Origin of the sequence: Thetidibacter halocola (genome assembly GCF_018224955.1) — a bacterium.
Classification (GTDB): domain Bacteria; phylum Pseudomonadota; class Alphaproteobacteria; order Rhodobacterales; family Rhodobacteraceae; genus Thetidibacter; species Thetidibacter halocola.
Genome location: NZ_JAGTUU010000006.1, coordinates 262,896 through 275,948, shown reverse-complemented (window position 1 = coordinate 275,948; position 13,053 = coordinate 262,896). Strand labels below are relative to the sequence as shown.

10 protein-coding genes are annotated in these 13,053 nt (G+C 66.7%); 3 read left to right on the top strand and 7 right to left on the bottom strand.

Annotation, left to right across the window (positions count from 1 at the left end):
- Positions 1-30 precede the first annotated feature (30 nt).
- The 7 genes from KB874_RS16085 to KB874_RS16055 form a co-directional block, all read right to left on the bottom strand.
- On the bottom strand, positions 31-978 hold the full coding sequence (locus KB874_RS16085) for an HlyD family secretion protein (protein ID WP_212537573.1): 948 nt from the start codon (positions 976-978) through the stop codon (positions 31-33).
- Between the two features lie 138 nt (positions 979-1,116).
- A complete protein-coding gene (dctP, locus tag KB874_RS16080) occupies positions 1,117-2,181 on the bottom strand; it encodes a TRAP transporter substrate-binding protein DctP (protein WP_212537572.1) in 1,065 nt (354 codons plus the stop codon).
- A gap of 95 nt (positions 2,182-2,276) precedes the next feature.
- Positions 2,277-3,566, bottom strand: a complete 1,290-nt coding sequence (locus KB874_RS16075) for a TRAP transporter large permease (protein ID WP_212537571.1) — start codon at positions 3,564-3,566, stop codon at positions 2,277-2,279.
- Between the two features lie 4 nt (positions 3,567-3,570).
- Positions 3,571-4,227, bottom strand: a complete 657-nt coding sequence (locus KB874_RS16070; RefSeq protein WP_212537570.1) for a TRAP transporter small permease — start codon at positions 4,225-4,227, stop codon at positions 3,571-3,573.
- A gap of 50 nt (positions 4,228-4,277) precedes the next feature.
- Positions 4,278-4,796: a flavin reductase family protein gene (locus KB874_RS16065; RefSeq protein WP_212537569.1), complete on the bottom strand. Its 519-nt coding sequence runs from the start codon at positions 4,794-4,796 to the stop codon at positions 4,278-4,280.
- 9 nt (positions 4,797-4,805) lie between these two features.
- A complete protein-coding gene (locus tag KB874_RS16060; RefSeq protein ID WP_212537568.1) occupies positions 4,806-5,693 on the bottom strand; it encodes an aldo/keto reductase in 888 nt (295 codons plus the stop codon).
- A 19-nt stretch (positions 5,694-5,712) separates the two neighbouring features.
- A complete protein-coding gene (locus tag KB874_RS16055) occupies positions 5,713-6,867 on the bottom strand; it encodes an LLM class flavin-dependent oxidoreductase (RefSeq protein WP_212537567.1) in 1,155 nt (384 codons plus the stop codon).
- Between the two features lie 87 nt (positions 6,868-6,954).
- Here KB874_RS16055 and KB874_RS16050 point away from each other — a divergent pair, with 87 nt between their 5' ends.
- The 3 genes from KB874_RS16050 to KB874_RS16040 all read left to right on the top strand — a co-directional run bounded on the left by KB874_RS16050 (position 6,955) and on the right by KB874_RS16040 (position 13,014).
- On the top strand, positions 6,955-7,656 hold the full coding sequence (locus KB874_RS16050) for a GntR family transcriptional regulator (RefSeq protein WP_212537566.1): 702 nt from the start codon (positions 6,955-6,957) through the stop codon (positions 7,654-7,656).
- 11 nt (positions 7,657-7,667) lie between these two features.
- Positions 7,668-8,759: a Gfo/Idh/MocA family protein gene (locus KB874_RS16045; protein WP_283054810.1), complete on the top strand. Its 1,092-nt coding sequence runs from the start codon at positions 7,668-7,670 to the stop codon at positions 8,757-8,759.
- Positions 8,760-8,958: 199 nt separating this feature from the next.
- Positions 8,959-13,014 (top strand): Ig-like domain-containing protein, encoded by a 4,056-nt coding sequence (locus KB874_RS16040; protein WP_212537564.1) that lies wholly within the window; start codon positions 8,959-8,961, stop codon positions 13,012-13,014.
- The last annotated feature ends 39 nt before the right edge of the window (positions 13,015-13,053 follow it).

Genomic DNA, 13,053 nt, shown 5'->3' with positions numbered 1-13,053 from the left:
CCTAGCGGAGGGCCTTGGCCAGGCAAGCCCTCAGCCCGCCTCGGGTTTCAGCGCGACCTGCACCGCCTCGTTCAGGAACAGGCCCGGCGCGCAGGTGCCGTCCACCGCGATGCTGGCCTGCACGAACTGGCTTTCCAGATCCGCTTCGGTGTCTATCCGGGTGATGGCGCCGTCGCAGGTCGTGCCGCTGGCCCGCTGGATCGTCACCGCGCCGCCCACCGCCACGCCGCTGCCGTCGCTTGCGGCCAGATCAGAGATCAGCACGTAGATGTCGACCGCCTTGGCGGCGGGGGCGTAAAGCCGCGCGGCCAACTCGCCCTCCTGTACGCAATCGCCCACGTTTTCCTCGAAGCCGACCAGCACACCGTCGAAAGGGGCCAGCAGCCGAAGCTCTTCCAGAACACGTTCGGCGGCTTGCAGGTCCAGCCTCCCGATTTCCAGGGCGATTTCGGCCCGGTTTCGCGCGGATTCGGCGGTTACGATGGCCTCTTTCGCGCGCTCGGCGGCAAAGGTCGCGTCCATGATCCGCCGTTCGACCGCCTCCAGCGCGGTCTCGTTGATGATCCCGCGCCCGAACAGGGTGTTGTTGCGGTCGAATTCCTTCGACACGAAGTCCAGTTCCTTGCGCCGACGCACATCGTCGGCGCGGGCGGCATCGACCGCCAACTGCCGTTCGGCAACCGCAGCCTGAAGGTCCTGCACCCGCGCCTCTGCCGAACGCAGCGACAGAAGCGCATCGCGGTCATCCAGCCGCACCAATTCCTGCCCCGCCGTCGCCGCCTGGCTTTGTCGGGCCTCTTCGGACAGGGCGACGATGCAGCCACGCGTGGCATAGGACAGCCCGTGCATGTCCGAGGCCCGCACCGTGCCCAGGTAGACCTTGCCCGCGCCCATCTCGCGCACCTGCGACAGCGCAGGATGGGCGGCCCCAAGGGCACAAAGGGCAAGGGCAAGCGGGGCAGCGGCGCGGCGGGTCATGCGGTGTCTCCTGCTGGGGGCCTGACAGGGATCATAGGGCGGCAGGCGCGGTTGATAAGCGTCTTCTGACGCAGCGGGACCGCGAAACGACAGGGGCGCGGCCTGCGCCACGCCCCTGCCTTCCCGGATCACCGGGGTTTACTGCGTGTCCGCCGCGCGCACGGCGTTCAGCTGTGCTTCGACTTCGGCCACGTTTGCGGTCATCGCCTCAAAGACCTTCTCGCCACCTTCGACACTGGACTTGAACCAGTCGAACACCGGCGCCGCGGCCTCCTTGAAGGCGGCCTTTTCGTCCGGCGAGGGCACATACAGGTCGCCGCCACCGGCGAGATAATCCTCGTAAGCCTGGATCGACTTGCGCTTGGGCGAGGCAAAGGTCGCCTGCTGAAGCTGGTAGAACCCGTCCACCACCACGCGGCGCATGTCCTCGGGCATAGCCATGAACTTTTCGTTGTTCATGAACCAAAGCGCGCCCATGTAGCTATGCCCGTCCAGCGTCAGATACTGAAGGCCGGCTTCGGGGAACTTCATGTTCATGATGTCGGTGATGCCGTTTGCGGTGCCCTCGACCACGTTGGTCTGAAGCGAGGTGAACAACTCGGGCCACGGGATCGGCGTCGGCGAGGCACCCAGCGCCTTGACCAACTCCTGCGGCAGGTCGGCGACCACGGTGCGCATCTTCATGCCCGCAAGGTCGGCCGGGGTCTGCACCCGCTTTTCGGTGTTGGCAAAGTTGCGCCAGCCGCCGGTGTTGCCGATGGTCATCAGCCGGATCGCGCCGCCCGACGTCTCGGCCACCATCTCCTGCATGGTGCGTACGAAGGGTGAGCCGTTGGACAGCACGGCCTCGGCCACGCGGTCGTCGCTCATCAGGTAGGGCAGGTCCAGCACCTGCACGAAGGGGAACAGGCCCGCCGTGCCGCCCGAGGTCGACACATAGACGTCGATCGTGCCGTCGGCCACGCCCTGCATGCACTCGGTGCCATTGGCGCAAAGCTGCGTGCCGATGAACATCTCGACGGCGATGGCGCCGTTCGAGGCGGCCTCGACATAGTTCTTGAAAACGACAAGGCCGTCGTAATCCTCGTCATTCTCGTTCGAGTTGGCGGTCGCGCGGATGGTGTATTCCTGCGCGATGGCGGCGGTTGCGCCGCCGGTCAGCATCGCCGCGATCATCGCGGCCTTGGTCAGACCCTGTAGCATCTCTTCTCTCCCTGTTGCTTCTGGTCCTTGGATGGCCCGTAGGGGCCCGGTTGGGCGGGTCGGCAGGGCAGGTTTCACCCCGCCCCGCCGAATGGTCAGTTGGCGAACCCGGTCAGGCGCGGGATCGTCATGGAGATCGCCGGGAAGAAGGTGATCAGGAAGATCACGATCACCTCCACCAGCAGGAAGGGCAGGATCGCCTTGGAAATCGCCTCGACCCGCTCGCCCGACACGCTGGAGGCGACGAACAGCACCAGCCCCATCGGCGGCGTCGCCAGGCCCACGGTCAGGTTCACCGACATGATGATGGCAAAATGGATCGGGTCGATGCCGAGGTTGACAAAGATCGGCCCCAGGATCGGGCCAAGGATGATGATCGCCGGGCCCGCGTCCAGGAACATGCCGACGACGAACAGCAGCAGGTTGATCAGGAACAACAGCACCAGCGGGTTATCCGACAGCGACAGGATGAAAGCCGCCAGGTGTTCCGGCGCGTGGCTGAGCGAGACCACCGTCTTGAAAGCCATCGCCGCGCCGACCAGCAGCAGCACCACGGCCGAGGTCATCGCCGCGCGCATCATCACGTCGGGCAGGTCGGACAGGCGCAGGGTGCGCAGCACGAACATGCCGATCAGGATGGCATAGCCTGCCGCCACCGCCGCGGCCTCGGTTGGTGTAAAGACACCGCCCAGGATGCCGCCCAGGATGATGACCGGCGTCATCAGCGGGAAGAACGCCTTGAGCCCCGCATGGCCGCGCTCACCCCAGGTGGCCTTGGCGCGCGAGGCCGGAAAACCGTAGCGGTCTGCCATCAGCTTGACCGCGATCATCAGGCCGACGCCCACCAGGATGCCCGGCACGATGCCCGCGAGGAACAGCGCGGCGACGGATTCGCCCATGACATAGGCGTAGATGATCATGATCCCCGAGGGCGGGATGATCGGGCCGATCACCGAACTGGCCGCGGTGATCGCGGCGGCGAAACGGCGGGTGTAGCCCTCGCGCTCCATCGCCGGGATCAGCATCGAGCCCAGCGCCGAGGTGTCCGCCACTGCCGACCCCGACAGCCCCGCGAACAGCATCGAGGACAGCACGTTCACATGCGCCAGCCCGCCCCGCAGATGGCCCATCATCGCCTGGCTGAATTCGACCAGGCGATAGGTGATGCCACCCCGGTTCATCAGCTCTCCGGCGAGCATGAAAAACGGGATCGCCATCAGCGGAAAGCTGTCCATGCCATTGTAGACGTTGCGATACAGCAGCGCCATGTCGCGCTCCTGCCCGTTCAGCCAAAGCAGCAGGCCGGGCGCGGCGAGCAGCCCGAAAAAGACCGGCAGGCCGATCATCAGGAACAGCAGGAAAAGGGGCAGGAACCAGACCAGCATCGCGTCACTCCACCGTCAGGTCGGCGTCCATCTGCGGACGCAACCGGTCTTCGCCACCCAGCAGACCCACCATGGCCCGGAGGATCAGTTCGACATTCACCACCGTCAGCAGCACCACGCCCACCCAGAGCGACAGGAAGGACAGCGACAGCGGCATCTTGGTCCAGCCCCAGGCAAAGCCGAAGGCCGGCGACTCCTTGGTGCAGACGGTCAGGTCCAGCCCCGTCAGCGGGATCGGAACCGAGAATTTCAGCGTGAAGGGCAGCCACAGGGTCGAGGACTTGAACAGGCAACTGCCGAAGACATGCTTGTGGCCCAGCTGGATCGCCACGATCAGCACCAGCAGCGACACGCCCAGCAGTGCAATCGTCAGCAGGGCGCCCACCGTGCGCGGCAGAACCGCCTGGATCATGTCGATGGCGACGAACCCGCCCCGGCGATAGGCCGAGGGCGCGATCAGCCCGGTCATCCACAGCATCAGGAAGCGCGCGGCCTCTTCGGGCCAGGGCAGGGCGTTGTTGAGGACATAGCGCATGAAGACCTGCAACAGGATGCAGACCACCATCAGGCCGATGGCGAGGGTCGCAAATCCCCGGCCAAGGCGCAGGACCACGTCCAGCACGGCCTGCAACGGGCGCAGCAGCGCCAGCAATATGGCCATTGGCCATCTCCTCCCTGTTGCGCCGTGCCCGTTGTTGTTTTGCTTTGGGCTTACGACGCTTCTGTAAAGCCTCCGTAACGGCCGCCGTGGAACAGCAGCGGCGCTCCGGGGCGCGTGGTCACGCGGGTCACGCGTGCCACGATGATCGAATGGTCGCCCGCGTCATGCACGGCCTCGGTCGTGCATTCGAACCGGGCGAGGCAACCGTTCAGCAGCGGCACGCCTCTTGCGCCCCGCTCCCAGTCGAGCCCGTCAAAGGCGTCGCCGGTGCGGGCGAACCCGCTGCACAGCGCAACCTGGTCGGTGCCGACCACGTGGATCGCGAAATGCGGGACCGCCATGAAGAACGGGTAGCGCGACGAGGACTTGGCCGGCGACCACAGAACCAGCGGCGGGTCCAGCGACACGCTGGCAAAGCTGTTGGCGGTGATCCCGATGGGGCCGGTGCCGGTTTCGCAGGTCACGACGGTCACGCCCGTGCCGAACTGCCCCAGCGCGTCGCGAAAGGCGCGCGGGTCGCCCGTGGCCGGGTCGAAGCTGTGGCTGCGATTGGTCATCGGGGCGTTCATGTGCGGGCCTCAGGGCACTTCGTGTCCAAGGGCGAGGGAATAGAGTTCAAACCATGTCTCCCGGTCCAGCCGGACCCTTGCAGCATCGCCGATACGGGCGATGCGGTCCAGATTGTTGGTGCCGAGGACAGGTAGGATGCGAGAGGGATGGGCCAAGAGCCATGCGATGGCCACGGCCGCATCATCGACGTCGAATTCGGTGCCGATCTCGGCCAGGCGGTTGCGCAGCGCGGCATTCCGGCCCTCGAACAGCGCGCCGCCACCCAGCGGCGACCATGCCATCAGGGGCTGGCCGTGGCGCTGGTGAAACGCGACATCGCCGTTGGTGAAGGGCGCGTGATGCAGCAGGCTGATCTCGATCTGGTTCGTCGCCAGCTTTGTCGTCATCGCCGATTGCAGCAACTCCCAGTCCCAAGGACGGAAGTTCGACACGCCGACAGCGCGGACCTTGCCCGACTTCACCACCTCGTCCAGCGCGGCACCGGTCTCGAAGTGGTCCATCATCGGGTCGGGGCGGTGGATCAGCAGAAGGTCGATATGATCGATCTTCATCAGCCGCAGGCTATGGTCCACGGATTTCACGATGTGCAGCCGCGTGGTGTCGTAATACTTGACCCGGGCATTGGCATAGCGCCCCGCCGGCGCGACGATGTCGCATTTCGTGACGATCTCGATCCGGTTGCGGATCTCGGGCGTCATGGCGGTCCCGAGGATCTCCTCGGCCTCGTAGCCACCATAGATGTCGGCCTGGTCCATCGTCGTGATGCCCTGATCCAGACACGCGGCGATCTTGTTGCGCACATGGCCAACCGAGGTGTCGGTGTCGTCACCCAGCCGCCACATGCCATGGACAAGGCGGCTCATCTCCAGCGTGTCGGTCAGTCGGATACGGTCCATTCTTCGATCCTTTCGCGCGTCAGCGACGGTCGCCTGATCCCAGCGGCGTCAGCGGGGTCTCGGCGGGCACGCGGCCATAGGCGTGGTTCAACTGACAGGTCTTCATCTGCGGCAGCACCTTGCCGCCGAAATGCCGGCATTCGTCGACATGCGGATAGCCCGACAGGATGAAGGCGCGCACGCCCATCTTCTTATACTGCTCCAGCTCGCTCAGCACCTGGTCGGTCGACCCCACCAGCGCCGCGCCACAGCCCGAGCGCGCCCGGCCGATGCCCGTCCACAGGTGCGGCTCGACATAGCCGAACTGGTCGGCCAACTCGCGCGCGCGGGCCTGGTGCGCGACGCCGAGGCTGATCGCGTCATGGCTGCGTTCGCGGATCAGCTTGCCGTATTCGTCGTCGAGCTTGCTGACGATGTGTTCCGCCCATTCGCGCGCCTCGGCCTCGGTATCGCGCACGATCATGTGCACGCGCAGCCCGTAGTCCAGCGTCCGCCCGTGCCTTTCGGCGGCGGCGTTGGCGTCCTTCATGCGCAAAGCGATCTGCTCTTTCGGCTCGGGCCACATCAGGTAGACGTCGCAATGCTGGCCGCACAGGTCCAGCGCGTCCGGGCTGTAGCCTCCGAAATACAGCAGCGGCCCGCCGGTCTGGTAGGGACGGGCAGGGTCGGTCCAGAGCCCCTCGAAATCATAGACCTCGCCCTTGTAAGTGATCTTGTCCCGGGTCCAGGCCTGTTTCAGGATCTCCACCACCTCGCGCGAGCGCTGGTAGCGAAAGGCGCTGTCGGCCTTCTCGCCCGGAAAATCCGACGAGATGATGTTCACCGTCAGCCGGCCTTCCAGCATGTGATCCAGCGTCGCGATGGTGCGGGCCAGCATGATCGGCTGCATCTCGCCGCAGCGCACGGCGGCGAGGAAATTGATGTTGTCGGTGATCGGCGCACAGCCGGCCACAAAACTCAGCGTGTCCTGCCCGACCTGGTAGGAGGACGGGCAGAGGATGTTGCGGAACCCCTGCGCCTCGGCCTCCTTGACGATCCCCGAGCAATGCGTCCACGACGACCGCAGCCGCCCCTCTGGGACGCCCAGGTATTCGTAATCGTCCGAACACAGCGCCGCGAACCACGACACTTCTACGGCATCCAGATCGGCGGAGGTGACGGGCACGATGGTCATGAAAGGTGCCTTTCGCGTGTGACTTTCCAGTTGCGTAGCACCCCGTTTGATGTAGATCAATAGTGTATCAATTTGCCGGACCAAAGAATGACAGACCGCCACGCCCTGCCGCTGCATGTGCAGATCAGCGAGATGCTGATCCGCGACATCAATGCGGGGCGGCTGACCGATGGCGAGCGGCTGCCGCCGGAACGCGCCTTTGCGGAACGGCTGGGGATTTCCGTCGGCACCCTGCGCAAGGCGCTGGGCGATCTCGCCGACAAGGGTATGCTGGAGCGCGTGCAGGGCTCTGGCAACTACGTGCGGGCGCGGACCGACGCGAAATCGGTCTACGCCTTCTTCCGCGTCGAACTGCTGGAGGGCGGCGGCCTGCCCACGGCGGAACTGCTGTCGGTGGAGCGCGTGACGAAGGACGCCGGACTGCCCGACTTCGGCTCCTCTCCCGAGGGGTTCCGCATCCGCCGCCTGCGCCGGCTGTCGGGCAAACCCGCCGTGCTCGAGGAAATCTGGCTCGACGGCACTTACGCCGAGACGATCCAGCCCGGCGACCTGCGCGAGAGCCTGTATCTCTATTACCGCGAGGCGCTGGGCCTCTGGATCACCCGCGCCGAGGACCGCTTGGGCCTTGCCACGATGCCGGATTGGGCACCGGACGCCTTCGGCCTGTCACCCGGCGCACCGACCGTCATGGCGACCCGGATCAGCTGGGGCCAGGACGGCGCGCGGGCCGAGGTCTCGCGCAACTGGATCGACACGAATATCGCCACCTACGTGGCACGGATCGTATGAGGAATTCCGACTTGGACCAGAAGATCATCCGTTACGGCATCATCGGCTGCGGCATGATGGGGCAGGAGCACCTGCGCAACATCGCCCTGCTGCCCGGGGCCCGCGTCGCCGCCATCTACGAGCCGAACGAGTTGATGGCGAATGCCGCCAAGGCCATCGCGCCCAATGCGCGGCTGGCCATGTCGATCCCCGACCTGCTGGCGGACGATCTCGATTGCCTGCTGGTGGCCAGCCCCAACCATGTCCATGTCGACCAACTGGAAGAGGTCGCGCGTATTCGCCCTCTGCCGGTTCTGATGGAAAAGCCTTTGTATACCTCGCCGGAACAGGGCGCGCGGCTGGAGGCGCTACGCGCGTCCTATCCCGCGCCGGTCTGGGTGGCGATGGAATACCGCTACATGCCGCCGATCCAGACCTTCCTGGATGAGATCGAGCGCGCCACCGGGGGCGTGACCATGCTGACCATCCGCGAGCACCGCTTTCCATTCCTGCCCAAGGTCGGCGACTGGAACCGCTTCAACCGCAACACCGGCGGCACGCTGGTCGAGAAATGCTGCCATTTCTTCGACCTGATGCGGTTGGCGCTGAAATCCGATCCCGTGCGTGTCATGGCCAGTGCCGGGCAGGCGGTGAATCATCTCGACGAGGAATATGGCGGAGAGGTGCCCGACATCTGGGACACCGCCTATGTCATCGTGGATTTCGCCAGCGGCGCGCGGGCGATGCTGGAACTCTGCATGTATGCGGAAGGATCGCGCTACCAGGAGGAACTGTCTGCCGTCGGCCCGGCTGGCAAGATCGAGGCACTGGTTCCCGGGCCGGGCCGCTTCTGGCCCACGCACCTGGGTCTGCCGCCGGTGCCGCAGGTCATTGTCAGCCCGCGCCATCCAAAGGGACCGCAGACGGTCGATATTCCGGTGGATCCGACACTGCTGGCGGCGGGAGATCATAACGGCTCGACCTTCTACCAGCACCAGCGTTTCCTTTCGGTGGTGCGGGGCGCTGCCGAGACCGAAGTGACGCTCGACGATGGCGCCTGGGCGGTGCGGATGGGCCTTGCCGCGCAGCAATCCGCAGTGACGGGCCAGGCGGTGACCTTCTGACTGCGCGGGGTGAGGCGTCCGGGCCACAGTCCGGCCACATTTCACGGTTCATCTTGGGTCCGCGGCCCCGAAAACCGCATCATGTGCCGCCTGCGCCAATTTAAATGTGGCGAAACAAGGGCCAATCCGGTAGACGCATAGCCATAAAACAAGCTGCCCGGACGAAAAATGGGCGGCACAGAGGCAGAGCGGTGTTAACATGAGCGCGATTGATTTCGTGGTGCGTAGTCCTGTGGGCGCGGTCCGGCGTGGCTCCGTGGGCGATGAGGCGCAGGGCTTCCTGGTCGACGCGGGCACGGGCAACGACATTTCCCTGAACATCAGCCAGGACGACCTTCGCGGCTACGACCGCGCGGCGAACGACCTGCTGATCACGCTGGCCGATGGCCGCGTGATCGTCCTCGAGGGTTATTTCGAGGACGGAGGCAACCGTCTGTTCCTCTCCAGCAACGGCCAGTTGAACCAGGTGACCTTCGTCGAGGCCGACGGCGGCGCGCTGTTCGCGCAATACGGGCCCACCGAGTTCGCCGGCAAGTGGAGCCCCGACGACGCGCTGATCTTTCTCGACGATCCCGCCGTGGTGGCTGAAGCCGCCTATGGCGATGACCAGGTCAGCATGCTGGGCACCGCGCTGCTGGGCGCCACCGGCCTTGGCGCGGCGGGCGCGGGTCTGGCCGGCCTGGGCGGCCTCGCCTGGCTGGGCGGCGGCAGCGGCGGCAGTGGCGGCAACGGCGGCGGGGGTGGCGGCGAAAGCTGGACGCCGCCCACGGTCGACAATGCCGATGGAGAGCTTGCGGTCGGTGGTGGCGACGACCGCACGATCACCGTGACTGGCACGGCCGAGACCGGATCGACCGTCGAGATCACCATCGACGGCACCACCCTCACCGGCACGTCCGAGGATGGCACCTGGTCTGTCGTCTTCGAGGGCGACGACTTTCCCGGCGATGGCGACCACGGCGACCTGACCGTGATCGTGACCGACCCGGACGGCACCGTGCGCGACCTGGACGGACCGTCCATCGTCGTCGACTTCACCCCGCCCGAGCTGGGCATCGACAGCGGCACCGTCTCGACCGGCGACCTGTTCAACGCCGAGGGCCATGCAGGCGGCGTCACGATCTCGGGTCATGCCGAGGTGGGCAGCAGCGTCACCGTCTCGATGGGCGGCCAAGCCGAAACCGTCATCGTGGGCGGCGACGGATCGTGGTCTTTCACGGTGGATGACGGCGTGTTGCCCGGCGGCGAATACCTTGCCGACCTGACCGTGACCGCGAGCGACCGGTTCGGCAACACGACCACCGTCACCGATGCCATCGACATCGACACGATCCCGCACCCGCTGACCATCGACGACGTCACTGGCGACGGCGTGGTGAACCTGGCCGAGGCCGAGGGCGGTTTCGCGATCACCGGGGGCTCGACCCCTGGCGCAGTCGTCACCGTCTCCTTCGGCAACCTGACGCAGGACGTGACCGTGGGGCCCGATGGCCGCTGGTCGCTGTCCGTCACGCAGGCGGATTTCGCAGGCGGCGAGTATGCGGCACAGGTCACCGTCTCGACCGTGGATAGGTCCGGTAACGTCTCGACCGCCATGTCGGCCGTGCAGGTTGACACCGTGAACGCCGTGTCGCTCGACAACGCGCCGCTGACCGGAGACGACGTGATCGCCGGGGCAGAGCGTGACGCGGGCGTGACGCTGAGCGGCACGACCCAGCCAGGATCGAGTGTCGATGTCACCATCGAGGGCGTGACCCGCAGCGCGACCGTCAGCGCCTCTGGCGCGTGGAGCGTGACCTTTGCCGCCGCCGACATCGCAACCGGTACCTACGAGGCCACCGCCAGTATCGTCTCGACCGACAGCGCGGGCAACGGGGTGACGACCAGCCATGCCTTTGCCGTCGACACCGAGGGCGCGATCACCATCGACACCGCCGGGGTCGAGGGCGACGGCATCGTGAACGCCGCCGAGCGCGCTGATGGCGTGGTTCTGAACGGCACCGGAGAGCCCGGCTCCGACGTGGCCGTGACCGTCGCGGGCAGCGTGATCGACACGACCGTGGGCGCCACTGGCGCCTGGAGCGTGACGATTCCCGCAGGCCTCGTGCCGGAGGGCGTCACTGGCCTCGCGGTCAGCGCCACGGCGACCGACGCTGCGGGCAACCGGGCCACGGCGTCGGGCACCATCGCCATCGACACCCAGACCAGCGTCACCCTCACGCCCACCGGGGCGGGCGGCGATGGCGTGGTGAACGCGATGGAACATGCCGGGGGCGTGACCCTGACCGGATGGGCCGAACCGGGCGCGACCGTCGCGGTCACGCTGGGCCAGATCACCCACCAGGCCGTCGTTCAGGCCAACGGATCCTGGAGCGCTGCCTTCATCCCGGCCGAGATCCCGGCCGGAGAGCGCATCCTGCCCGTCACCGCCATCGCGACCGACCGGGCCGGCAACAGCGCCACCACAACCGGCACGCTGGATGTCGACACGCTGGTGACGAACTTTACCCAGACCGGCCAGCCCGGCGGGGTCGATGGCGTGCTGAACGCCGCCGAGGCGGCGCAAGGCCTGACCCTGACGGGGACGACCGAGATCGGCTCGACCGTCGCGGTCACTTTTGGCGGTGTCACGCGCGCCGCCACGGTTGCCGCCGATGGCACCTGGTCGGTGACCTATGCAGCGGGCGAATTGCCCTCGGGCGAGCGGACCGTGACCATGAGCGCTACCGCCCGCGACGCCGCCGGCAACACCGAGACGCTGACCCAGGAGGTGCGCATCGACACGGATGCGGGACTCTTGACGATCAGCGCCAACCCTGTCGAGGGCGACGACGTGGTGAATGCGGCCGAGGCTGCCGATGGCGTGACCCTGCTGGGCACCTCGACGCCGGGCCAGTGGGTCGATGTCACGATGAACGGCGTCACCCTGACCGTGCAGACCGACGCCACCGGCACCTGGCGCGCGCCCTACCAGGCATTTCAGGTGGCGCCGGGCACCTACACCGCGCAGATCAGCGCCTCGATCACCGACAGCGCGGGAAATACGCTGGTCCGGACGGATTCCGTCCGCGTCGATACGGAGGTGGTCAATTTCGGCATCTCGCCCGATCCGGTCACCGCGGACAACGTCATCAACGCGGCCGAACGGTTGCAGGGCGTAACGCTGGCGGGCTCGACAGAGCCGGGTGGCAGCGTCACGGTCGTGGTCGGCGGCGTCAGCCGCGAGGCGACAGTGACTGCCGATGGCGGCTGGTCGGTGCAACTGGGCGCCGGTGAACTCCCGCAGGGAGAGACGATCGCGCAGGCGCAGGTGCTGACCACCGATGCCGCCGGCAACACGGCTCAGACCTCGATCCTGCTGAACATCGACACCGAAGTGCGCGTCCTCGCGCTGTCCGGCGCGCCCATCGCGGGCGACGGCATCGTGAATGCGGCCGAGGCGATGGCGGGCGTCACCCTTACCGGCGTGGTCGAACCCGGTTCGACCGTCATGCTGGCGGTCGGCGGGCAGAGCATCGCCGCCAGTGTCGCCGCCAATGGCGGCTGGACCGCGCAGATCCCACCCTCGGCCATTCCCGGCGGTACCGGCGGCCTGCCCGTCACCATCACCGCGACCGATGCGGCGGGCAACACTGCCACGCTCACCGAGATGGTCGCGATGGATACCGATGCACCCGAGACGCTCAGCTGGGTGGGCTATGGCCGCGACGGCGGCGGCGTCGACCAGATCCGCACCGGGATAACCGACGACGCGGTGTATCTGGGCCGACTGGCAGGCACCGACGCCAATCCGATGATTCTCGACGTGGCGCTGGCCGACAGCACCGACATCCCGATCCTGGGCCAGACCTATCACACGCCGGTCAGCACGATCCCGGACGGTACACACCTTGTGCTGGCCTCGACCGACGCGGCCGGGAACTCCTCGGGCGCCTACCTGGTGACCGATGATCCCGCGACAAACGCGGTGCGCATGTCAGACCAGATCGCACAGGCGCTGGGCGAGTTCGACGTGGACACGATCGACCTGCATTTCGCCGAGGACAGCAGCCTGACCATCACCGAGGCGCAGATCGTGGCGCTGTCCTCGATCACCGACACGGTGACGGTGATGGGCGGCAACGACGACATCGTGACCATCCGGGGCGCGCAGGCGCAGGGCAGCAATGGCGCGGGCTACAACGTGTTCACGCTGGGCGATGCGACGCTGCTGATCGATGACGACATCACGCAGGTCCATACTGGCGTGGTCTGACGGCAAGAGTAACGTCCGGAGGCCCGGCCGAACCGGGCC